At 38.9% G+C, this 24,430-nt stretch carries 22 protein-coding genes; 7 read left to right on the top strand and 15 right to left on the bottom strand.

All coding sequences use genetic code 11. The annotated features are described in order from the left end of the window. Entirely contained in the window at positions 1 to 1,539 is a 1,539-nt protein-coding gene (locus OLW01_RS06505; RefSeq protein WP_268075938.1) for a DUF3413 domain-containing protein, read from the bottom strand. Further along, positions 1,540 to 1,755 carry a DUF1414 domain-containing protein gene (locus OLW01_RS06500; protein ID WP_268075936.1) on the bottom strand — a complete coding sequence of 72 codons (216 nt, stop codon included), beginning with the start codon at positions 1,753 to 1,755 and terminating at the stop codon, positions 1,540 to 1,542. A gap of 244 nt (positions 1,756 to 1,999) precedes the next feature. Between OLW01_RS06500 and OLW01_RS06495 the strand changes: the two genes are divergently transcribed. Together OLW01_RS06495 and rnd are read left to right on the top strand one after the other, a co-directional pair. After that, positions 2,000 to 2,995: a nucleoid-associated protein gene (locus OLW01_RS06495; RefSeq protein WP_268075934.1), complete on the top strand. Its 996-nt coding sequence runs from the start codon at positions 2,000 to 2,002 to the stop codon at positions 2,993 to 2,995. A gap of 41 nt (positions 2,996 to 3,036) precedes the next feature. Next, positions 3,037 to 4,173 (top strand): ribonuclease D, encoded by a 1,137-nt coding sequence (rnd, locus tag OLW01_RS06490; RefSeq protein WP_268075933.1) that lies wholly within the window; start codon positions 3,037 to 3,039, stop codon positions 4,171 to 4,173. 50 nt (positions 4,174 to 4,223) lie between these two features. On the opposite strand, the gene OLW01_RS06485 is transcribed toward rnd, so the two are convergent. The 5 genes from OLW01_RS06485 to OLW01_RS06465 all read right to left on the bottom strand — a co-directional run bounded on the left by OLW01_RS06485 (position 4,224) and on the right by OLW01_RS06465 (position 9,353). Continuing rightward, positions 4,224 to 4,736 carry an energy transducer TonB gene (locus tag OLW01_RS06485; RefSeq protein WP_268075931.1) on the bottom strand — a complete coding sequence of 171 codons (513 nt, stop codon included), beginning with the start codon at positions 4,734 to 4,736 and terminating at the stop codon, positions 4,224 to 4,226. 236 nt (positions 4,737 to 4,972) lie between these two features. Further along, positions 4,973 to 5,977, bottom strand: a complete 1,005-nt coding sequence (locus OLW01_RS06480; protein ID WP_268075930.1) for an ABC transporter ATP-binding protein — start codon at positions 5,975 to 5,977, stop codon at positions 4,973 to 4,975. Then, positions 5,977 to 7,497, bottom strand: a complete 1,521-nt coding sequence (locus OLW01_RS06475; protein WP_268075929.1) for an ABC transporter permease — start codon at positions 7,495 to 7,497, stop codon at positions 5,977 to 5,979. The genes OLW01_RS06480 and OLW01_RS06475 overlap by 1 nt, the downstream gene beginning before the upstream one ends. Next, entirely contained in the window at positions 7,494 to 8,531 is a 1,038-nt protein-coding gene (locus tag OLW01_RS06470) for a type 2 periplasmic-binding domain-containing protein (RefSeq protein ID WP_268075928.1), read from the bottom strand. The genes OLW01_RS06475 and OLW01_RS06470 overlap by 4 nt, the downstream gene beginning before the upstream one ends. Positions 8,532 to 8,540: 9 nt before the next feature. Further along, entirely contained in the window at positions 8,541 to 9,353 is an 813-nt protein-coding gene (locus OLW01_RS06465; RefSeq protein WP_268075927.1) for a hypothetical protein, read from the bottom strand. Between the two features lie 592 nt (positions 9,354 to 9,945). Here OLW01_RS06465 and sbcB point away from each other — a divergent pair. The 3 genes from sbcB to OLW01_RS06450 all read left to right on the top strand — a co-directional run bounded on the left by sbcB (position 9,946) and on the right by OLW01_RS06450 (position 13,765). After that, complete coding sequence (gene sbcB, locus OLW01_RS06460) at positions 9,946 to 11,388, top strand: exodeoxyribonuclease I (protein WP_268075926.1); 1,443 nt, start codon at positions 9,946 to 9,948, stop codon at positions 11,386 to 11,388. Between the two features lie 204 nt (positions 11,389 to 11,592). Then, the gene (locus OLW01_RS06455) at positions 11,593 to 12,213 is read left to right on the top strand and encodes a hypothetical protein (RefSeq protein WP_268075925.1); all 621 of its coding nucleotides are present in this window, start codon (positions 11,593 to 11,595) and stop codon (positions 12,211 to 12,213) included. A gap of 346 nt (positions 12,214 to 12,559) precedes the next feature. Next, on the top strand, positions 12,560 to 13,765 hold the full coding sequence (locus OLW01_RS06450; RefSeq protein ID WP_268075924.1) for a conjugal transfer protein TraF: 1,206 nt from the start codon (positions 12,560 to 12,562) through the stop codon (positions 13,763 to 13,765). A 149-nt stretch (positions 13,766 to 13,914) separates the two neighbouring features. Here OLW01_RS06450 and pyrF read toward each other — a convergent pair whose 3' ends face one another. From pyrF to gyrA, 8 genes are all read right to left on the bottom strand, one after another. Continuing rightward, a complete protein-coding gene (gene pyrF, locus OLW01_RS06445; protein WP_268075922.1) occupies positions 13,915 to 14,631 on the bottom strand; it encodes an orotidine-5'-phosphate decarboxylase in 717 nt (238 codons plus the stop codon). Positions 14,632 to 14,633: 2 nt separating this feature from the next. Beyond that, positions 14,634 to 15,782, bottom strand: a complete 1,149-nt coding sequence (locus tag OLW01_RS06440; RefSeq protein ID WP_268075920.1) for a hypothetical protein — start codon at positions 15,780 to 15,782, stop codon at positions 14,634 to 14,636. After that, positions 15,782 to 16,069, bottom strand: a complete 288-nt coding sequence (locus OLW01_RS06435) for a LapA family protein (RefSeq protein ID WP_268075919.1) — start codon at positions 16,067 to 16,069, stop codon at positions 15,782 to 15,784. The genes OLW01_RS06440 and OLW01_RS06435 overlap by 1 nt, the downstream gene beginning before the upstream one ends. A 10-nt stretch (positions 16,070 to 16,079) precedes the next feature. Continuing rightward, entirely contained in the window at positions 16,080 to 16,364 is a 285-nt protein-coding gene (locus OLW01_RS06430) for an integration host factor subunit beta (RefSeq protein WP_268075918.1), read from the bottom strand. A 97-nt stretch (positions 16,365 to 16,461) separates the two neighbouring features. After that, entirely contained in the window at positions 16,462 to 18,135 is a 1,674-nt protein-coding gene (rpsA, locus tag OLW01_RS06425) for a 30S ribosomal protein S1 (protein ID WP_268075917.1), read from the bottom strand. A gap of 136 nt (positions 18,136 to 18,271) precedes the next feature. After that, positions 18,272 to 18,955 (bottom strand): (d)CMP kinase, encoded by a 684-nt coding sequence (cmk, locus tag OLW01_RS06420; protein WP_268075916.1) that lies wholly within the window; start codon positions 18,953 to 18,955, stop codon positions 18,272 to 18,274. Positions 18,956 to 18,984: 29 nt separating this feature from the next. After that, on the bottom strand, positions 18,985 to 20,070 hold the full coding sequence (serC, locus tag OLW01_RS06415) for a 3-phosphoserine/phosphohydroxythreonine transaminase (RefSeq protein ID WP_268075915.1): 1,086 nt from the start codon (positions 20,068 to 20,070) through the stop codon (positions 18,985 to 18,987). Further along, a complete protein-coding gene (gyrA, locus tag OLW01_RS06410) occupies positions 20,063 to 22,717 on the bottom strand; it encodes a DNA topoisomerase (ATP-hydrolyzing) subunit A (RefSeq protein WP_268075913.1) in 2,655 nt (884 codons plus the stop codon). Before gyrA ends, serC begins: the two co-directional genes overlap by 8 nt. A gap of 218 nt (positions 22,718 to 22,935) precedes the next feature. Here gyrA and ubiG point away from each other — a divergent pair, with 218 nt between their 5' ends. Together ubiG and OLW01_RS06400 are read left to right on the top strand one after the other, a co-directional pair. Then, positions 22,936 to 23,634, top strand: coding sequence for a bifunctional 2-polyprenyl-6-hydroxyphenol methylase/3-demethylubiquinol 3-O-methyltransferase UbiG (gene ubiG / locus OLW01_RS06405; RefSeq protein ID WP_268075912.1), 699 nt, complete (start codon positions 22,936 to 22,938; stop codon positions 23,632 to 23,634). Then, a complete protein-coding gene (locus OLW01_RS06400) occupies positions 23,616 to 24,311 on the top strand; it encodes an HAD family hydrolase (protein ID WP_268075911.1) in 696 nt (231 codons plus the stop codon). Before ubiG ends, OLW01_RS06400 begins: the two co-directional genes overlap by 19 nt. The last annotated feature ends 119 nt before the right edge of the window (positions 24,312 to 24,430 follow it).

Here is a 24,430-nt window from a genome sequence, read left to right as displayed (position 1 = left end):
TTATTTATCAATCAAATGGCGCTTTAAATGGTTCACTGCACGTACTAAAGTTGACATATTAGGCGGTTCAACTAAATCACCTGTTGTTAGATCTGTACTTTGCATTTGTGCATCACCTTGGATACGCGTATTAATATCGTTGTACCAAACAAAGATATTATTTTTATCGGCCGTAACTAACCAGTTAGCCCGATAAGGTACTGAATAAAGGTTATGCCCAAACTTGCCATAATTAGTATAAAACGAGCAAGATAACCAGCCTTCTAATATGGTTGGCAATAAATCAAAATTACTGGTTAATTTTGGTAATTCAACCAGTTCACCTTTTACCAAAATTCGCCCATAAGTGTTTTTGGTGTCGTTCGCTAAAATAATCAAAATTTGTTTGTTATCAACGGGCTTATTAATCCAGCCACTTGCCGCTGCAAGTTCATCAATTTGCTGAAAACGAATAAACAAACTGTCATCACTGATTCGTTTTTGAGATTGATATTGGCTTAAATTTAACTGTCTAGTTAAATTATCTGGCGTAACATTTAAACTCACATTTGTTGTGATCAGCGCTGTGTCTAACACATTATTAATGTGCTGAGCTTTTTGTTTATAAATAGCTGGCATGCCTGACAAAAGTTCAAATAAAGCATCGTGCGGCGATACCGGTGACCAATGTTTAGCCACTGCCATTGATGGTTCAAGCTTTGTTTTGGCTTTAACTAATGCATCAATATTAGCCGCCCTAGTCGATAAAATTTGGACGTGTAAACTGCCCAACGGCGGCAAGCAGCTAAACTGGTAAGCTGGTGTATTGATTAGCTGCTCAGATAAATCAAATGTGAGTTCTTTACGTTGCTTATATTCCGCTAAGTCAACCAAACCTGACTGGCTTAAAACCGTTTTAGCTGTCATAGGTTGAGACAACGGCAACAAATTATCTTGTTTGGTAATGGGCGTGTACAACTGTAAATCAGCCCAAATGTGCGCTAAGTGCCCTGCAATAAAACATACTAAAACAACAGGAATCAATCGAGCATTAATATAAAAACGACGAAATTTTTCAAGGTTACGCCAAAGTGCATTAGCAAGTACCAGCTCAATCACAAACATGGCTGAAAATAGTAACAATACCGCAGCTTTAAAGCCGCCCGGTAAATTTTGAGTTAATAAACTAAAGTCGTTTTTAATGTAGTCTAACGACAATAAATTAATATGGTAGCCATAAACTGAATAAACCAAAGCATCAATAAATAGCAATAATAAACCAACGGCTGCAACTAATGCCGCCCATGGTCTGGCTACTTTAGGCTGATTAAATAAAGTAACCGGAAAAACCAGCAATAAATAGCCAATAAAAAATAAAAAGGCCACGTGGCCAATAGAATAAATAGCAAGATAAAGTTGGCTTAATAAAGTTTGGGGAATAGGCTCAGCAAACCAATAAATGGTCGAAATAAAAAAGCCGATGATCATATTGCTTAAACTAAACCAATGGCCCCAAGAATAGAGTTGTGATTTAGTTTGGCTTGCTTTATTTAACAGCATTTATGAATCCTTCAAAATACCTTTTAATGCCTGGCAAAACTGCTCGGTAATATGGGCTTTTTGCTCTGGGTAATTGTTTCTAATTACATCTGCAACGGTTTCGCCTAATGCCATCATTGACAAGGCAGCTGGGGCTTTTTGCGCTTCGATTGCGACTTTAAGCGCAGTAATAACTTTATCTAAATCTTGATTTGAATATTTGCTGGTTTGAGACATAAAAGGTATAAGTTTCCAAAGGTTATAAACTAAAAATTGCGCCAGAAAAATATATTTTTAACTAGACGATTATTGTATACTGATTTTGATTTTATCTAAACGCCACTTAAGCATTATTATTAAGCACTATTAATTATATCATTTAGACAGATAAGAGTGAGACTTTATTCTTATCAAATTAAATATCTCAACCAGAATGCTGGTTTCTTATTATCTTTTAACCAAATTAGAGTAAAAAAGCGATATGGCCGTCACAAGCGCACAACTATATTTTAACCGTTATGTAATTCACAATGAACAAGTTGAACTTCAATTGGATCAGTCTAGTTTAGTTGAAGGTGACAATGCGCTTTTTTTAGCTGAGCAACTCCACCAATCATTTGTTAAAAAAGGCCAAAAACAATATTGTGCATTTGCCCAAGATTCAGCCATAGTTGAACAAATTCAACAAGAGGTTGAACCTGAAACACTTGCCAATAATATTGGTACCCGTATTTTGTCAGAGCTAGATTTAGAAACCATTCCAGCTGAAAGCATTTTAGTGATTGCCTTTTACCATTATTTAGCAACAGACTATATGCTGGCAGCCATGTTAGGCGTAAAAGAGTCAGTTCAATTAAGTGAAGCGATAAACCCTCAGCGCTCTCAATATTTAGATATTGCCAATATTCAACTTGCCCTACAAGCAGACTTATCAGAATTACAAATTAACCCAGATTCAAATAAAGCTTTAGCTTATATTAAAGGGCGAGTCGGACGAAAAGTGGGCGACTTTATGGCTGAAGCATTTCAAATTGAAGAAAAGTTTGATTCAAAACAAGCGACTCAAAAGCTGGTTGAAACCGTTGAAACTTTTATAGAACAAGCTGGCTCGGACCCTGAAAAAACAAAAGCCGTTCGCGATATTTCGGTTGATGTGATGAAATCAGCCTCACAGTCAGGAGAGTTTATTCAGGTTAAAGACTTATCCGAAGAAATTGAAGATAAAACGGGTTTAACTGGTTTTTATGATCTTGCCGCGCAAGACGAAGAATTTAATGAAGAATGCCCAGTTTATTTATCGGCTTCAAAATCATTGCAAAAGTTTTTTGGTCAAGGCGGCGGCATGAGCCTGTCTTTTAACCGCGACTTATTAGGCGATAAAATCAAATTTGATCCTGTGTCTGAAACCTTAACTTTTCATAAAATTCCGCCTAATTTATTAGATGCTTTGAAAAAAGCGATGAAGAACGATTCATAAAAAGCGATTTACAAAAAATAATTAACCTGTAGAGACGAATAATGTCAGCCACCATAATTGAACACGATATTCAGCTAAATGAATTATGCGAACACTTAAGTCGTCTGCCCTACTTAGCGATAGATACTGAATTTGTCCGTGAACGTAATTTTTATCCTGATTTAGGCTTAATTCAAATCTATGATGATACTCAGGTTTTTTTAATAGACCCGTTAAATATCTCTGACTGGTCAAAATTTAAAGCACTGATAGAAAACCCAAATGTGGTTAAAATTATTCATTCTTGCAGCGAAGATATTGAAGTTTTAAAAGTCGCGATAGATGCAAAACCACAAGCGCTTTACGATACACAAATTGCAGAATCTTTAATTAGCGGCAAAAATGCAATGGGCTTAGCCGTATTAGTTAAAAAGTATACGCAGGTTGAGTTAGAAAAAGGACACGCCCGTACCAATTGGCTAAAACGCCCTTTAGCAGAAGAGCAACTTAATTACGCGGCCGATGATGTATTATATTTAATTGACGTTTACCGCCAGCAAATTTCAGCCTTAGACAAAATAAAACGACTCGACATTGTATTTTTAGATGTTCAAGATATTATCGATAAAAAATATAAGCCTATCGTGCCAGAATTAGCATGGCGTGATGTAAAATCTGCGTGGCAGCTTTCTCGTCGCGAGCTTGCGGTATTAGCTGAGCTCATTAGCTGGCGATTACATTATGCAATGCAGCGTAATTTAGCTGTTAACTTTGTAGTGCACGAACGCAGTATTTTATTGCTTTGTCAACGCCGTCCAAGTAGCTATAAAAGCTTAAGTAATATTCCTGGAATTCATCCGTTGGAAATAAAACGGCATGGGCATAGATTATTAAAATGCATCGAAAAAGCCAAAGCAATTGATGAAGACAACTGCCCTGAAAAAATTATACGGGTGGCTGAACTACCGCAATACAAAAAAATGTATAGTCGGTTAAAATCTCAAATTCAGACGATTGCAGACAGCGAGAACTTAAATATAGAATTTGTCGCCTCTAAAAGAACCATAAACCAATATATTGGTTACCATTTTAATGTCACCCAGTGGAGTCAAGAGTCGCTTCCCGAGCTTGCCAAAGGCTGGCGCGGCGACTTATTAAAAACGCCGCTGGACGCCATCATTAGTGAGTATAAAGACTAAATTCGTAACTATATTCATATAATAATAGCCATACCAAAGTTAACCTTAACTTACTTAGTTAAATTAAATTCAATCAGTACTTGTTGATTTGAATTACCAGTCTCAATGTATCGCCATTGCGACAATGCTTTTACAGCCGCCTTATCAAATATTTTTTTAGGGCTAGAGTCTAGTACTTTAATCTGGCTGGTATGGCCTATTTCATCTGTATTAAATTTTAGTAAAACCCAACCTTCCTGCGCATTTTTAACCGCGTTAAGTGGATATTCAGCTTCAACTTTTTCAATTGGTTTTAACGCTGGCGTTTGAGTTAAAGCTGGGGCTTTTCTGGGCGCAGGCTCTGGCTGTAACGCTGAAAATTCAGGATTATTTTTAACCTTACCAGCTTGATTTTCAATCGCTCGTTGAGCTTCGTTTGGATCGGATGTTGGTTGAGGGGTTTGCTCGTTTTCAACCTTATTGACAGGTTTGCCCTCTTTATCTACGGGCTGTGATTGGCAAGCAACCAAATTAAATACCGTCAAGCCTAATATGAGTGTCGTATTCAGATAATTTTTTTTCATTGTTATTCCGTTTTATATAATTGTATTCAATACACTTACGTTTAAAACTAGAATAAAAATAGCGGGCTAGCAAACCTAATTCGCTAATTTGTTAATGATTCGGCATTTAAGAAAATAAAATTGAAAAAACAACACATTAAAATGAATTAAAACTTAAATAAAGGGCAAAATGCCCTTTATTTATTTGTCTGTTTATTCGTTAAAAAGTGATTCAAACTTTATCAATGAAGCTACCATTAACTAAAAACCGCCAACGGATGAGTTGTCGACACGACCACAGCCACACGAGCACCTATGGCGATTGAATTTTCGTGACTGCTGCGTACTTTAACCTGAATGCCGCTGTCTAAGGTAATTGCATAAAGTCTGGATTCACCTTCAAACCTTTGCCAATCAACCTGACCGTTCCCTCCTTCAGCAACTGCTTGAACAGATAGATCATCAGGTCGGATTAACAAATCACATTTAGACAAATTTGATTGCGCTCGAACCGGAGCCATGCCTAGCTCTGTATGAGCACAATTTTCATTAACTTCAGCTGTTAAAAACGAGGCTTCACCTAAAAAACGGGCAACAAAACGGCTTTTAGGTTGATCAAAACAGATTTCGGGAGATGCCAGTTGCTCTAATTGACCTTTGTTGAGTACCCCTACTCTATCGCCAACTGACAAGGCTTCGTCTTGATCGTGTGTTACCCAAATGGCCGGTACTTTTGCTACTTTTAAAGCTTGGCGTATTTCCCAGCGTAAGCTGTCTTTTAATGCGGCATCTAAATTAGATAAAGGCTCATCTAGTAATACAAAGGCAGGTTCGTGCGCTAATGTTCTGGCGAGTGCAACTCGCTGCTTTTGCCCACCGGATAAACGTCCAGGTTTTGCATTTCGAAACGCATCTAACCCTAGTAGTTTGATCCAGTGATCAGCTAGTTTTTCATCTTTTAATTTAAAACAAACATTTTCTTGCACGGTTAAATGTGGAAATAACGCAAAATCTTGAAAAACCATACCAACATTGCGTTTTTCTGGAGCAATATTTTTGTTAGTGGTGGCTGTCCATCCTGGCAAACTAATTTCACCTTCACTAATAGGGACAAGGCCAGCTAAAGCTTGTAAAATGGTGGTTTTTCCGCAGCCCGTTGGGCCTACTAACATGAGTATTTCGTCATCACCCAATTGCAAATTTAACCTATCAACTACTCGGGTTTCGCCATAACTTACAGATAAGTTTGTTACTTTTAGCATTATTGCTTGCTATCCTCTTTCACGGAAAATTCAGCGCGGCGTTCACCGCTCAGCATTAAGATGAGTCCTAAACCAGAAATCAATACTAGCATTAAGCCAGGTAAAGCAGCGCGGCCAAAATAGCCGGCCTCGTATACTCGCCACAAATAAGTCGCTAAAGTTTCAAATCCAGTTGGGCCTAACATTAAGGTGGCTGGTAGTTCGCGCATTGCCTCTAAAAAAACTAAAGCAGCTCCAGCAATCATACCCCGTACCGTTAACGGCAGTGTCACCCGCACAAACGCTTCACGCGGACTTGCCCCTAATACTCGAGCTGCTTTTACTAAACTACCATCTAAATTTTCAGTGGTTGTTCGTATACTGCCAACCGCCAACGGTAAAAATCTAAGCACATAGGCAATCACTAATAGCGCTAGAGTTTGATACAAAAATGGCAGTTTTAAACCTAAATAAACCAAAGCTGTACCCATAACTATGCCGGGCACACCAAAACCAAAATAAGTAATACGCTCCATTAAGCGACCCGCTGGCCCACTAATGGCTGCATAAGCAACAGGCATAGCTAAAATAACCGCAACCATTGCCGCAATAAAAGAGGCGTAGGCAGAGTTCCAAGCAAAGCTCATATCAAACCCAGAGCTACCTTCACGCAATAGCCAAATCACAAAAATGCTTAAGGGAACAATAACCGACAAAATAAACGGTGGTAAGGCTGCTATTATCATCAAAGATGACTGCCAACGTTTCGGCCAAAAATTAAGATGTTTGCCGGGTCTTTCTTGAGTGGATTTTACTCTGGATTCTAAAAATAAAACCAAAGCAACCACAACCATTAACTGTAACGACAACATCGCAGCTTGGCTAAGCCCAAACGCGTTATACTCAACAAAAATTACTCGGGTAAATGTATCTAGCCCTAAAATGGCAGGAGTACCAAAATCTGACAATGCATACAAAGCGGCTAACAAAGCGCCTGCTGCAACACTATTAAATAAACGAGGCAGTACAATTCGCCAAATAGCAGCCCCTAAAGATAAACCCAGCGTACGCGCTGCATTAATTAAACTCGCATCCTGACTTAATAGAGCCGCCCGAGTTGTCATCATTACAAAAGGGTAAGTATATAGCGACATAACCAAAGCTGTGCCCCACAACCCACTAATAGGTGGAGTTGAAAAGCCAAGTAGGTTTTCAATTTCGCCGCCACGTCCAAATGAAAAATACAGGGTAAAAGCGCCTACATAACTAGGCAATGCCAAAGGAGATGCAAATAAAATAAGCCATAGGCGTTTCATCGGCAACTGCACATAGGCCGTTAAAAAAGCCAAAGGTACACCAATTAACACAGAGCCAACCACAGTTAACCCCATTAACGCCAAAGTATTACCCAGAACCGCTAAATTACGGGCATCAAACAATTCTGCGCTGTCTGATGCTAACTCAAATAATACTAAAACAGGTAACAGCGCCAGCAATGCAATTAGCAATGCCAGCGGATAAGATTTGGGGCAGTTTTTCACAGTACGCCGACTTTTCTCATTAAATTAAGGGTTGGGCGCAAATCGGCCAGTTTACGTAAATCCATTTTCGGAGGAGAGATACTTGCCAGTGGCACTAAACCTTGTGGCGATTTAACACCTTTAACCAGCGGGATCTCATAAGCTTCACTCGACAGGTAAGATTGAACCTGCTCGGTTAACAAATAACGAATAAAGTTAGCGGGTAAATCACCTTCACTCAACGCAACAATACCACTGCAATTAACCAAACAACCGGCATCATTTTTAGTAAAAGCTAAATCGACGTTTGCATCTGGTTTGCCCGCTTTTAACCTGAGCGTGTAATAATGATTAGCAAAACCTAAATCAACTTCGCCGCGCTCAACACCCATCACAACACCCAACTCACCGGCGTAAGATTTAGCGTGTCGACTAACGCCTTTTAACCAATCGGCTGTCGCTTTTTCACCTTCCAAAACTCGCATAGCAGTAACAAAAGATTGAAATGATGCATAAGCAGGTGCCCAGCCAATTTGTAAATCACTATCGGCTAACGCCATGATATCATCTGGAATTTGACTAGGTTGAACCCGCTCAGTGTTATAAGGCAAGGTTCTAATTCTGCCCGTCACTGGCGACCAGCCCGGATATTGAAAACCTTCTTTGAGCTGGCTACTTAAATCTTGTGGCAACGACTGCGCTAAACCGGCATCAGTAATCATACCCACCGAGGCGGTATCAACCGCCCAGAATAAATCTGCCCGGCGCACGCCTGCTTTTGATTCAGCAATAATCGTATTGGTTAAAGCAGCGGTTGCCCCACGACGAATTTTTAAATTTAATTGAGGATTTCGCTGTTTGATCGCATCTAGTACGTTTTCATACAAACCACCCTCGCCTCGTCCTAAATATAGGGTTAAATCCCCTTTTAATTTTGGAAGCGATTCAACTGAAACAGCTTGTTGAACTGCCGCATAAGCGGCGGCAAGCGATCCGGGTAAACAGGCAGTTAATCCTGCCGCTGTTAACCCTTGTACAAATCTTCTGCGATGCATAAAAAGTCCTTAAAACACGGATTTTCGGCCTGCTTCAGCGTCAGCCAGCAATTTTTTAGCGCGGTTGAGTTTAACTTTCATCGACTCTACAACCTGACGCACTTTATCAACACTGTTTTTGCCATCTAAAGCTTGCGGTAGTGTCACATTAAAATCTTTTTCTAAATCTTCAACCAGATCCGCATCCTGCTCTATTAAGGCGCCTTCAATACCTTCAAAACGCTGTAAATAGGTATCATGCACTAAAGTAACGGCCACTTCGTTTAATTTTTCAGCGTATTTTGCAACAACACGATCTAAACGAGTTTTAATATCTTCAAGGATTTCCGGTGCACTGGTTGGCTCAACTTCGGTTGTTTGAATTTTTTTAATTAAACCACGTTGTTGATACTGGGCGGCAAGTTTAACTGCTCCTAAGGCTTGCCACAAGGCTTGATTCAGTTTCTCCTGCTCTTTTCGTACAACTTTAACAGGCTCGCCTTTATCAATATTTTGTTTTACGCCATAAATGCCCTGCCAAATACTGGCATAAATAGGTACAAATTGCGTTTCAATTGCAGAATGGAAATCAACTTCTTCCCAAAACTCAATTAACTTATCTGAATCAGTCGCTTTTTTACCTTGTTTTTCATAGGTATCTACTACTGAATTAAAATTGTCTAACAACCAAGTTACTTCTTCAGAGTATTGACCCAAATGCTCCTGCAGATGGTTAACCTGATCCGTAATTTCACCATTTGCAGAGGCTGTTTGGCTAAACAGTGCAGTACTTAATGTCAGGCTAAGAAACAAGGCAGACGGAAGTATTTTGAAAGATTTCATAATAAAGTTCTTTTTGGAGAAAGGTGTGCGAATGATACTTATTCTTATCTTAAAAGTAAACCTTATGTCATCTTATCGTCATAAAGTAGGTGTTAGGAAAATTATACTTGGATTTTTGTCCTGAAAAATACAGTTTTTGCTTAATGATAGCTCTACAAACTTAGATTACCGCTAATTACCGAACCTTCAATTGTATGGTTTTCCCTGGTAAGGTGTGTTGGATGATCTCATTGATGAAATTAAACATTCAATTTATAAAGCGCACTTTAGGACCTTAGGATGCAAATTACCACGATTTTCCTGCTAGATAAGCATCGTTTTTCGCATCTGAAAACAGATAGCCTCTTGCTTTGCAAACCTTGCTGACATACCATCTGGCTCAATAATCCTTTGTTCTTTTTTGTCTGCTACAGTGCCTGCTTTTATGTTCATTAACCGTATATATGCACTTAATTGCTAAAAAACAAGTACAGAATACAATGCACACTCAAAGTATCAGCTAAGCATAAATTAATGACACAAAAAGATCATAAACCTAAATAAAATTCTAACCATATGATTTAGTTAGATTTATGACAGAATGTAAAGACAAATGAATCAAAAAATACAACCATCCCTCCTTTGGCATGATTATGAGACTTGGGGGGTCAACCCTAAAAAAGATCATCCAGCTCAATTTGCTGCAATCCGAACTGATCTTGATTTAAATGAAATAGACGAGCCAAAAGAGTTTTTTTGTTATCCGCCTGTTGATTATTTACCAGACCCTCAAGCTTGTTTAATCACTCAAATTACCCCGCAACTAACCCAAAAAAAAGGGGAATGTGAGCATCAATTTATAAAAAAAGTATTAGCAGAAATGAGCCACCCGCAAACCTGTAGCGTGGGTTATAATACGATTCGATTTGATGATGAAGTCACTCGCTATACGTTATACCGCAATTTATTTGACCCTTACGCTAGAGAATGGCAAAACGGCAATAGTCGCTGGGATATTATTGATTTAGTTCGAGCTTGTTACGCACTGCGGCCCGATGGCATTGAGTGGCCAACAAAAGAAGATGGTTCACCTAGCTTTAAATTAGAAGATTTAACCAAAGCAAATGGTCTAGCGCATGAAAAAGCGCATGATGCGGTATCGGATGTTAGAGCAACCATTGCCATGGCAAGGCTTATTAAAGATAAACAACCCAAGCTTTATGACTATTTATTTAGTTTACGTGATAAACGTAAAGCGGCTGAGCTCATTGATATTAATAACTTAACGCCACTGGTGCATATTTCATCAAAAATTAAAGCCACTCAAGGTTGCTGCACATGGATTTGTCCTATGGCGTGGCACCCAACCAATAGTAATGCTGTTATTGTGATTAATTTGGCAGTTGATCCCAGCCCACTAGCTGATTTAACCGTTGATGAAATGAAACAAAAATTATTTACGCCTTCAAGTGATCTAAGCCCAGACGAAGAGCGTTTACCTATAAAGCTGATTCATTTAAATAAATCTCCGGTATTAGCGACGGCTAAAAGTTTGTCTCCAGAAAATGCACAGCGCTTAGGTATAGACAGACAAGCCTGTTTAGCTAATTTAAATTACTTAAAACAAACACCACAAATTAGAGAAAAACTAGTACAGTTATATGAGTCAATTAGCTTTGACGATGAATCCGATGCTGATTATGCCCTTTATCAAGGCTTTGCTAGCCGTTCAGATAAGGCATTAATGGAACAAATTCAAGCGATGGATATTGCGCAGCTTGCTGGATTTTCATCTAATTTTGAGTCTGAAAAATATAATCAGCTTTGGTTTAGGTTAAAAGCAAGAAACTATCCGGAGCTGTTAAATGAAGCTGAGCAGTTAAAATGGCAAAGCCACTGCCAAGAAAGGTTAATGTCTAATTCAGGTGAATATGGGTTGAGTTTAGATAGCTTTAGCTCAAAATTAGAAAGCTTAGCCATTGAATATGAGCAAGATGAACAAAAATTAGCTGTTTTAAAATCACTTTTTTTATACACTCAACAAATTTATGGATAATTTGTTAGACATCAAGGTGGATGGTCCGCTAAACTGAGAGTATAAATGAATAACGTTCAATTATTTATTTTATAATTATTCTAACCAAGTTATGCTCGCCAGGTTATAAATATTGGACACCATAGAATACCCGTTCAATACGATACGTTTTTTGCCTAATGTTTGTTTTATAACTTAAGTGTTAACTTTGAAACAGAGAGTTTAATGATTGTGTCATTACCAGAATACATCCCTAAACAATTAAGAAGCATTTTAGAAATTGACGCCCATGGAATTAGCTTTCCTTGTAAATCTGGCTGCCAAATGCGTTTTATTCGTGACAAAATGGATATGGGTGGCTTTTATTCGTATAAACAATGGGGCGGTATTGATAAAGCATTAAAAGCGGCTATGAATAGAAATCGTCAATTAAAAATGCTTTACCCTACTCACAGAATTAAACGCCAGCATAAGCCAAAACCTGGTACAAGCTGTGGCTTTAATGGCGTGGGCTATCGCGAAAAGCTTGATAAACGACGTAATGAGATTGAACGATTTTATTGGGTCAGTTATCGGCGAAATGGCAAACCTGCAGTTAAAACATTTTCGTTAGGTTATTCTGATTTTTCACCCGATTTGCAGTTGCATGCTTACCGCACAGCCATTCAATTTAGAGCGGAGTGGGATGTTGTAGGCAACAGTATGGACGAAGATAAATATAAAAAATGGAAAACGGTGCGACTATACGATCCGGGTTTACCAAAATGCGATTACAGCCGAAAACGACGAAAAAAAGCCAATAATCAACAGCGCGCCAAGACCGAGTTAAGCCAAGAAAAAGCTTAATTTGTAAATTTAAAAAATCAGAAGTATTACCCAGTTTACTTCTGATTTTCACCTCAAAATTTGATCTCAATCACACTTTTCACGCTAGTTTTGTCAAATTTAGTTTTCTCGCTAATTTGCCACTTAATAAAAAATTAATTAATTTTTAACCATTTCTGGATTACAATTAGAGTTAACGATATCAATTACTACTTTGCACTTTTCGTAGAAGATGGATGTCGTTAACCAATTTTCGCTATTTTATAGGGGTAGCGAAAAAATATTGATGTATAGGCAAGATAACAATTAAGCTCACAGCTTAGGGAATAACCAGCCTATTAATAATAAACTATCAAGGAAACACACCATGAAAAAACTGTCATTTGCAATTTTAATGTCGTTATACGGCGTGCATGCGCAAGCAGCAGAAATCCGTGCTATGGGTATGGGTGGCGTTAGTTCCGTTGGCGGCAGCTATCTAAGTGCACCAACGAACAATCCAGCTTTGCTAGCCAGCCAAATTGACGAAACCGATGATTTTGGGATGATTTTACCAGGTTTATCAATCGAAGCCGAAGATTCAGACGATTTGGCCAACGGCATTGATGAATTTCAAGATGCTTATGACAGATTAGAAGACGCTTTAGATAATTATCAAGCAAACCCTGATCCAAATGCCGATCCTAAAATGATCGCAAAAGAAGAAAAAGAAGCGTTAATTGAAGCTTTTACTGGACTAGATAGTGAGTTACTGATTGGTGTGGATGCCGGTTTAGTAATTGCCGGCCACACACGTTTTGGTTCTATGGCGTTATTTGGTGATACCCAAATTGATGCAAAATTAATTGCCGATATTGATGAAGACCACGATAGTGAAGTTATTCGCGAGGCAAAATCAACAGAAGAACTTGAAGATAACTTAAATTCAGCGGCTCAAGTTATTGCGGCAAATGTTTTAGAGTTAGGTGTGACTTATGCTGACAATTATGAATATCAAGGTCACCAATTTAGCGTGGGTATCACACTAAAAAATCAAAGAGTTGACTTTTTTAACTATCGCGAAAATATTTCTGATTTCGACGAAGATGATTTCGATGCAGATGAATACTTAAATGACGAATCTAATTTTAATGTTGATTTAGGTATGGTTTATAAAGTAGACCAAAACTGGACTTTAGGTTTGTCAGCCCGAAACTTAATGAGCGCAGATTACAGTTCAATTGAAGTTAATGATAATATTGTGACTTATAAAATTGGCCCTGAATTTACCCTTGGTGCTGCTTATCAAGCAAGTTATGTCACTATTGCTGCTGATGTAGAATTAACAGGTACTGAAAGATTCAACGGTAGTGAAGATGACAGCCAATATGCGTCAATTGGTATCGAAGGTGACTTATTTAAATGGGCTCAGCTTCGTTTAGGTTACAAGCATGACATTGAAGGTAATTACGACGGTAAATACACCTTTGGATTAGGTTTGGCACCATTTGGCGTATTCCATGTTGATTTAGCTGGTCAATATGCAGAAGATAGAAAAGGCGCATTAGGCCTTCAGTTATCTTACACTTTTTAAGCCTTATACTTTTTAAGCTTGGTTAAACCTTAATTTATATTAGCGTTTAAAAATTAGCTTTAAATATTGGTTAAGCTACAAAAAAAACGGCGATACTTTTTAAGTATCGCCGTTTTGTTTTAAGCCTTATTGATGTGTTGTGACTGCGCTTAAGCTAAAGAGGCATTAATTTGCTTAAGTACCTCAGCTGGATTTTCAGCTTGTGTTATTGGCCGCCCTACTACTAAATAACTAGCGCCTGAATCTATGGCTCGTTTGGGTGTCATTATCCGTTTTTGATCGCCTTTATCTGAACCTTCAGGACGAATACCTGGAGTAACCAATTCAAAGTTTTGGCCTATCGCGTCACGTAATATTTCAGCTTCTTGAGCTGAGCACACCACCCCATCTAAACCAGATTGCTTAACTAAAGTCGCTAACATTTTAACTTGCTCAGCCGCAGATTTAGTCACACCAATACCAGCTAAATCACTTTCGTCCATGCTGGTGAGTACAGTAACCCCAATTAATAAGGGTGGGTTTTCAAAATTCTCTTCTAGTGCTTTTTTGGCAGTTTGCATCATCACCTGACCACCACTGGCATGTACATTCAGCATCCAAACACCTAAGCTAGCTGCTGCAACACAAGCTTTAGCTGTGGTTGCAGGAATATCATGAAATTTTAAATCTAAAAAAACGTCAAACCCTTTCTCGACTAAGGCCTTAACAAACTCAGGACCAAATAAAGTAAACATTTCTTTGCCTACTTTTAAGCGACATTCACTTGGGTTTAGCTTTTCAACTAGCTCTATCGCTTTATTTTTATCATTGAAGTCTAACGCGACTATTACGGGGGAATTACAAGCTTTTATGCTAGAAAGAGTCAAATTTAATCTCCAGTTAAACCAATTATAGGTTTGACACTGCCCCAGTGTTTACATCTAGGGCACTGCCAAAATAATAAACTACCTTGATAACCACACTGCTCACATTCATAGTTTGGTAGTTGCTTTATTTTATTAACGACCATTTTTTCTAAATTAAGCATCATTTGCTGTGCTTCAGGTGCATCTGTTTTACGTGCATTTAGTTTTAATAATTGCGCAAAACCGGCGATAGTGGCGTGTTTATCAAGCATACCAAGGACATTTTTTCGGGCTTCAGCCACCCTGTCTTGCTTATCGAGTATTTCAGCTATAGCAGCCACAACAGACGTGCTCTTAATTTGACTCGATATAGATAACAAAAAATCTAGTTGAATGGCAGAATCAGGAAACACTTTATTTAATTTAGGAATCAATAACGCAATATAATCAGGGCAAGTTTCAGCAAACAAGCGACTTAGTTTAGCTGCTTCTTGTAAATTAGCTTGTTCAATATAGTAATCAATTAAGTCTAAATAAGCACGCGCACAGGTTGGATCGTATCCAAGCGCACGCTGAAGCATATCTTGCCTAAGAGTAGCCGACTCAGTTGAGGCCATTTCACATAACAGGTAAGCCTTAGTGACATGATACAATTCGCCATCTTGTGAAATAATAGGCTCTATTGCTTCAAATGCTTGCTGCCAGTCTTTAAATGTTTGATAAATACGAGATAATATTAAGCGCGCTTCGCGTGAGCACTCTTTATCATCTAATAGAGGTAGCAGTAAAGTTTCGGCTCGGTCGTATAAAGCACAATCAACATAATCGCGCGCAAGTTGAATTATCGAAAGTCGGCGTTGTTCTGGACTTAATACGTCTTGTTTAGCTAAAAATTGGTGAATTTTAATCGCACGATCGTTTTCACCTTTTGCTCTAAACAGTTTGCCTAAAGCAATGTGAGTTGTGAATGTTTCGTTATTCACCTCAAGGTTTTCAATCAGCACATTTATGGCTTTATCTCTTTGATTGCTCAAAAATAAGTTAAGGCCGGATAAAAAATCTTGGTTGATTTTTTCGTGCTGTTTTAATTGTGATTGGCGATAGCTATTGCGCCCCATCACATATCCATAAAAAGCTGCGATGGGTAGTAATAAAAATAATAATTCTGGCATTATTTATCTTTTAGCTGCAATCTGAGCAGTTCTATCTCTTGATTTAATTTATTGATTTTCCAATTGCGTTTTTGCAATTGAATACGCATTTTTAATAGGTAATATCCCCAAGCAAAACAGCCTAAAGCAAACCCAATAAAAAGAAATATTGCCAACACCACAGATAGCGGCATCGACTGAACTGCAAGCAGGTAATTTAACTGTACTACGTCTGTGTTGTAAGACGAAAGTAACAATAAAATACCAGCTACCGCCAGTAATATAATAAGATAAAGTGCAGTTTTCAAAACGTGTAATCTACAGGTTATCGTTAACGCGTTCGCGCATTTCTTTACCCGGTTTAAAATAAGGGACGTATTTTCCGTCTAGCTGGACACTTTCGCCAGTTTTAGGGTTACGACCAACACGAGGGGCTCTATAATGTAATGAAAAACTGCCAAAGCCGCGAATTTCAATACGTTCACCAGTAGAAAGGGATTCAGACATGTAGTCAAGCAACTCTTTAACGCTAGCTTCCATTTCTTTTAAAGGAAGACTGGGTTGTTTGTTTGCCATCAATTCAATCAGTTCAGATTTTGTCATAATTATATACTCCGGTTAGGTCAACACCATTAGGTTACCAAAGTATAACAAAGGTATGGAAAAGGGAGTAGAAATAATCTACTCCCAATAGACATTATTAGTCTTTTTGTGCGTTTTTGAACGCTTCAGCCATTGCATTGCTGAATACAGCAGAATCTTGTTGTTTATTAACAGATTCTACAGCTGCTTTTTCGTCTGCTTCATCTTTTGCCTTAATAGACAAACTGACAACGCGGTTTTTACGGTCAACGCCAATAAATTTAGCTTCAACACTATCACCTTCGTTAAATTCAGTTGATGCATCTTCAACACGCTCGCGTGAGATATCTGCAACACGGATGTAGCCTTCAACGCTTTCAGCTAATTCAACAGTCGCGCCTTTCGCGTCAACACTGGTAACCTTACCACTAACAATAGCACCTTTTTTGTTTGCGGTCAGGTAGTTAGTGAACGGGTCTTCGTCGATTTGCTTGATACCAAGTGAAATACGCTCACGCTCTGCATCAACTTGTAATACAACAGCAGTCAGTTCTTCACCTTTTTTGTAGTTACGAACTGCTTCTTCACCTGTAACATTCCAAGAAATGTCAGATAAGTGAACAAGACCGTCGATACCACCGTCAAGACCAATGAAGATACCAAAGTCAGTGATAGATTTGATCTTACCAGTAACTTGATCGCCTTTCGCGTAGTTCTTAGCGAACTCTTCCCATGGGTTAGGTTTACATTGTTTTAAACCTAATGAGATACGACGACGCTCTTCATCAATTTCAAGTACCATAACTTGTACGCTATCGCCCAAGTTAACGACTTTTGAAGGGTGAATGTTTTTGTTAGTCCAATCCATTTCTGAAACGTGAACTAAGCCTTCAACACCTTCTTGAATCTCAACAAAACAACCATAGTCAGTTAAGTTTGTAACACGACCTTCAAGCTTAGCACCTTCAGGGAAACGATCGGCTAATTCAGCCCAAGGATCGCTACCTAATTGCTTAAGACCTAGAGAAACACGTGATTTTTCTTTATCAAACTTAAGTACTTTAACTGTGATTTCATCACCCACATTAACAATTTCGCTAGGATGCTTAACGCGTTTCCAAGCCATGTCTGTAATGTGTAATAGACCGTCAAGACCACCTAAATCTACGAATGCACCGTAGTCAGTTAAGTTCTTAACGATACCAGCTACTTCTTGACCTTCTTCTAAGTTAGCAAGTAACTCGCTACGCTCAGCACTTGTTTCTTGCTCGATAACTGCACGACGAGAAACAACAACGTTATTACGTTTTTGGTCAAGTTTAATAACTTTAAATTCTAGCTCTGCATTTTCAAGGTAAGTAGTATCACGAACTGGACGAACGTCTACTAAAGAACCAGGTAAGAATGCACGGATGCCTTCAACTTCAACAGTAAAGCCACCTTTAACTTTGCCGCTAATTAAACCAGTAACCGTTTCACTGTCTTCGCAAGCTTTTTCAAGGCGAATCCAAGCTTCATGGCGCTTAGCTTTTTCACGAGAAAGAATTGTTTCACCGAAACCGTCTTCAACAGCGTCTAGTGCAACATCAATTTGGTCACCAACATTAACTTCTACTTCACCTTGAGCATTGAAAAATTGCTCTGCAGGAATAGCAGCTTCTGATTTCAGGCCAGCGTCAACTAAAACAACGTCTTTCTGAATGGCAACGATAGTACCTTTTACGATGGCACCAGGGCGAGTTTCGATTTCATTTAAGCTTTCTTCAAAAAGCTGTGCAAAACTTTCGGTCATAAATAAAGTTTACTTAATATATTAATCCGAGTTATATCCGGCTAACCCAGGGTTGTTAAAAATAACCAGAAAGTCCATATTCTAGTTTCCTGCTCAGGTTTATACTCAAACCATTTGAGTACAGAGCAATAAATAATTAGGATTCTAGCTTTTCTTGCATGTAGGAAAAAACTTGATCGACTACTTGCTCAATCGTCATACTCGTAGAATCAATTTCAAGTGCATCACTGGCTGGCAATAATGGCGCAACGCTGCGATTACTATCTCTTTCATCTCGAGCTTGGATGTCGGCTAAAAGTTGTTCAATTTTAACGCTAGGATCGTGATCTTTCAACTGTAGATAGCGTCTTTTTGCTCTTTCTTGCGCTGAAGCGTTTAAAAAAACCTTCACATCTGCATTTGGAAACACAATTGTGCCCATATCTCGACCATCTGCGACTAAACCTGGCGATTCTTTAAAAGCACGTTGACGTCTTAATAAAGCTTCTCGAACTGTCGGAAGTGCAGCTACTTTTGACGCAACGGCACCTACTTTTTCGTTTCGAATTTCTTTAGAGACATCTTCGCCTTCAAGAATCACCATGGTTGAACCATCTGCTGATGATTTAAAATGCACGTCTAAACAAGATGCCAGCGGCGCGACAGATTCTTCATCAGACGGATCAATATCATGGTGAACGGTTGCGAGTGCTAATACACGATAGATAGCGCCGCTATCTAAAAAGTGCCAACCTAGTTTGTCTGCAATCTTCTTGCTGACAGTGCCTTTTCCAGCACCACTTGGACCATCAATTGTTATGACTGGAATTTGTTCCGCCATCCCTAACCTCTAATTTGTTATTTGCTTAACTAACCATTTTTATTTGCAAAATCTTGCATAAAGTCAACTAATGCTTGCACGCCTTCTAGCGGCATCGCGTTATAAATACTTGCCCGCATTCCGCCAACTGAACGATGACCTTTTAATGCCAGCAAACCTTGCGCTTTAGAATCTTGTAAAAATGCGGTGTTTAAATTCTCATCTTTAAGATAAAAAGGCACATTCATTTTTGAACGATACCGAGTTTCAACCCGATTTTGATAAAAAGCATTGTTGTCTATAAATTGATATAAAAGCGCTGCTTTTTCTTTATTTCTTTGTTCAATCGCTTTAACGCCACCTTGCTGTTTCAACCATTTAAATACTAAACCCGCTAAATACCAGGCATAAGTAGGTGGTGTATTAAACATAGATTCACTGTTTAATTGAACCGAATAGTCAAAAATAGATGGTGTTTGAGCTCGTGCTTTACCAATTAAATCTTTGCGTACTATAACAATCGCAAGACCTGAAGGGCCAATGTTTTTTTGCGCGCCGGCATAGATAAGTCCAAATTTAGAAACATCAATTTCTTTAGATAATATGCAAGATGACATATCCGCTATCAAAGGTTTATCTGTTTCCGGTATATAGTCAAACTCAATACCATCTACCGTTTCATTTGGACAGTAATGAACATAAGCCGCGTTTTTTGACAGTTGCCATTGTTCAAATGGTAACACAGAGCCGAGCCCATCTTTTTTATAGGTCTCAGCAGCGATATTAACATCACCAAAACGCTGAGCTTCAGTTAAAGCAGATTTAGACCAAGAGCCAGTTAATATATAATCGGCTACCCTGTTTTCTGGTAACAGGTTTAATGGGACTGACGCAAATTGTCCACGACCACCACCATGCATAAATAACACAGCATAATCGTCTGGAATATTCATTAATTCACGTAAATCACGTTCAGCCTGATAAGCAACATCTAAATAATCTTGGCTTCGATGACTAATTTCCATCACCGAGCAACCTTGTTGATTCCAATTCACAAATTCCTGCTGTGCCGTTGCCATCACTTCTTTTGGTAGCATGGCCGGTCCGGCACAAAAATTATATACAGGTTTACTCATGGCTATCGTCTTCACCTTCTGTATTTTGATCATCCGCAGCGTCATTGGTTGGCGCGGGGGCTTCAGTTGATGCTTGCTCTAATTCTGCTACTTCTTCTAAAGCTTCTTCTATTTCGTCTTCTTCTATCTCGTCAATTCGCTGTAACCCCACAACCAGTTCGCTTTCACCGGTTCGAATTAATCTAACACCTTGGGTGTTTCTACCAACCACTGATACTTCCGATACTCGGGTTCTAACTAGGGTGCCTTTATTACTAATCAGCATAATTTCTTCATTGTCAGTGACTTGCACAGCGCCAACCACAGCTCCATTACGTTCACTCACCTTTATAGAAACAACCCCCATTGTGGCTCGGCTTTTCGCAGGGTAATCATCTAATGCAGTACGTTTACCAAAACCATTTTCAGTCGCCGTTAAGATTTCACCATCGTTATGCGGCACAATCATTGAAACCACTTTTTGGTTTTCACCTAACTTAATACCACGAACACCGGTTGCTGTTCTGCCCATTGAGCGAACTTGCTGTTCGTTAAAGCGAACCACTTTACCTTCATTTGAGAACAACATAATGTCGTTATCACCATGGGTAATATCAACCCCAATCATGTGATCACCATCATTTAAATTAAGCGCAATAATACCGTTTGCACGAGGCCGCGAGTATTCTTTTAAAGCCGTTTTCTTCACGGTACCATTTGCAGTAGCCATGATAACGAATTTATCGTCTTCGTATTCTCTAACCGGTAAAATGGCACTAATGCGTTCGTTTTCTTCAAGTGGTAATAAATTAACAATTGGACGACCACGCGCCGTTCGACTCGCTAATGGTAATTGATAAACTTTTAACCAGTACAAGCGACCACGGTTTGAGAAACATAAAATATTATCGTGGGTATTTGCCACTAACAGTTTTTCAATGAAATCATCATCTTTCATTTTGGCAGCTGCTTTACCTTTACCACCACGTCGCTGGGCTTCATATTCAGTTAATGGCTGATATTTAGCATAGCCTTCGTGCGATAAAGTCACGACAACATTTTCTTCTGCTATCAAATCTTCCATATTAATATCATGAGCTGCGGCGGTAATTTCGGTTCGTCGCTCATCACCAAACTCAGCTCGAATAGCAATCAATTCATCACGAATGACTTCCATTAAGCGCACTGAGCTCGATAAAATATGGAGTAGCTCTGCAATTTCAGCTAATAAGTTTTTATATTCGTCTAAGATTTTTTCATGTTCTAAACCGGTTAAACGGTGTAAACGTAATTCTAAAATCGCTTGAGCTTGTTGCTCTGTTAAATAATATTGACCATCTCGGATACCGTAGGCATCTTCTAACCACTCTGGGCGGGCTGCATCTGTGCCTGCTCGTTCCAGCATGTTGGCAACATCCCCTAATTCCCAAGCTGTCGATATTAAAGCAGCTTTGGCTTCAACGGGTGTCGGCGAGCTTTTGATTAGTTCGATTATCGGGTCAATATTTGCTAGCGCTATTGCTAGGCCTTCTAAAATGTGGGCTCTTTCTCGTGCTTTACGTAATTCAAAAATTGTACGACGAGTAACCACTTCACGTCTGTGGTTTAAAAACGCTTTTAAGGTATCGACTAAATTAAATAAACGGGGCTGCTGGTTATCTAGCGCTACCATATTAATCCCAAATACAACTTGCATTTGAGTTAATGAATATAAATGGTTTAATAACACTTCGCCCGATTCGCCGCGCTTAACTTCTACCACAATACGCATGCCATCTTTATCAGATTCATCACGTAATGCTGAAACAGAATCTATACGTTTTTCTTTAACTAATTCCGCTATTTTTTCAATTAAACGTGCTTTATTTACTTGATATGGAATTTCAGTCACGATTATGGTTTCGCGACCATTATCTGCTACTTCTACTTCAGCACGTGCTCGTAAATAAATTTTACCCCGACCCGTGCGGTATGCTTGTTCAATACCCGCTCTACCACTAATCATAGCGGCAGTAGGAAAATCAGGGCCTGGAATATATTCCATTAATTCTTCCACGTTAATATCCGGGTTTTCAATCATGGCTAAACAGCCACCAATGACCTCGGTTAAATTATGCGGTGGAATATTGGTTGCCATGCCTACGGCGATCCCTGATGAGCCATTGACTAATAAATTAGGCACGCGCGTTGGTAAAACTTCAGGAATTTGTTCTGTGCCGTCATAGTTAGGTAAGAAATTAACCGTTTCTTTTTCTAAATCAGCTAACAGAGAATGTGCAATTTTAGCCATTCTCACCTCGGTATAACGCATTGCTGCTGCCGAGTCCCCATCAACAGAACCAAAGTTACCCTGCCCGTCTACTAGCATATAACGTAACGAAAAAGGTTGAGCCATACGAACTATGGTGTCATACACAGCGCTATCACCATGTGGGTGATATTTACCGATCACGTCACCAACAATACGAGCTGATTTTTTATATGGTTTGTTAAAATCATTTTTGAGCTCGCTCATTGCAAACAGAACACGTCTATGCACCGGCTTTAAACCATCTCTGACATCAGGTAAAGCGCGTCCTACAATCACGCTCATTGCGTAATCAAGGTAAGAATTTTTTAATTCATCTTCTATATTGATCGGAAGAATTTCTTTCGCCAAATCGCTCATAAACAGGACTATTCCCTAATTTGTAATACTTGTTCTTGTTAAATGGAACTATCTGTAAGTTAACTAATATAAAACAGACAACCACTTTTTAGCCCGCAATTCTAACACATTGTCAGCCTCATACCATTGAAAAATACAGATAAGCTTTAATAAGATGCTTGTTCAATTATCAGATCATTTTATAATGAGATTAAAATTCGCAACAAAATGGCTACACAGTGAATAATATAGACCCATTAGAAATAGAAAAATTTAATCAAATCGCACAACATTGGTGGGATTTATCTGGCGATTTTGCGCCTTTGCATCAAATGAACCCAACCCGCGTCAATTATATTGCAGAGTTGGCCCAACCTTTATTCGATAAAAAAATATTAGATGTCGGCTGTGGCGGCGGTATTTTGGCTGAAGCTTTAGCCAAACAAGGTGCGCATGTTACGGCAATTGATGCCGCCCCCGATTCAATAAAAGTGGCGCAATTACACGCTAAATCAGAACAACTTGACATTAACTACCAACACACCAGCGTGGAGCCTTTTGCTGAGCAATATCAAGCTCAATTTGACGTTGTTACCTGTTTAGAAATGTTAGAGCATGTACCTGATCCTGCCTCTGTCATTGAAGCATGCTGCAAATTAGTTAAACCTGGTGGCTATTTATTTTGCTCAACCTTAAATCGCTCCGTTAAGGGGTATTTATTAGGTATTGTCGCGGCTGAATATTTGTTAAATATAGTGCCCAAAGGGACTCATGATTACAAAAAGTTTTTACGCCCAAGCGAACTTATCAATATGATTGAATTACAGGGTTTAAAAGTATCACGCGTTAACGGCATCCATTTTAATCCGCTATTAAAAAGCTTCAAAATCAATTCAGACCCGGGAGTTAATTACATTTTATGTGCACAAAAAATCTAAGCAAACCTGCGGCCGTTCTGTTTGATTTAGATGGAACCCTACTCGATACCGCTCAAGATTTGGGCGAATCGCTCAATCATGTATTAACTGAATTAAATCGCCCGGTTAAAACATTTGAAGAATATCGCCCAGTTGCCTCACATGGCGCTCTTGGGTTGCTCAAGTTAGGGCTCGGTGTTGATTTTGATCAATTTGATAACCCGGCTATTCAAGGATTACGCGATAGGTTATTGGCAGAGTACGAAGCCAATATTAGCCGCTACACTCAATTATTTGAAGGGGTAGAAGCCTGTATAAATGAATTAGACAGCCAAGATATTCCATGGGGCATAGTCACGAATAAGCCTGAATTTTTGACGGATAAGCTTATTACTTTTCATCCGGCGCTCGATTCGTCGAAAATAAATATTAGTGGCGATAGTTTACCCCAAAAAAAGCCCGATCCTACTCCGCTATTACACGCGTGCAAAAGAATGAACGTAAACCCTAATGCTTGCTGGTACGTTGGCGATGCACAAAGGGATATAGAAGCGGGTAACCGAGCAAATATGATAAGCATGGTTGCTAATTGGGGCTATACGCAAGATCCTATGCCGGTAGAGCAATGGCAAGCTAATTATATACTTGAAGATGCAAATACATTAACCCAATTGCTGACTCAATTTAAAAATACCTAAAACGCCAAGTTAAAATTAAGTGCTTTAACGTGTTTTAGTTAAAAATGACGAACAAAACATCAAGCTTAGTTGATTATTTAAACTGATTGATTTTTAACCTTTGAACAATAAAAAAACAG

The sequence above is a fragment of the Catenovulum adriaticum genome (assembly GCF_026725475.1).
Taxonomy (GTDB): domain Bacteria; phylum Pseudomonadota; class Gammaproteobacteria; order Enterobacterales; family Alteromonadaceae; genus Catenovulum; species Catenovulum adriaticum.
This window is presented reverse-complemented; position numbering and strand designations above follow the sequence as displayed.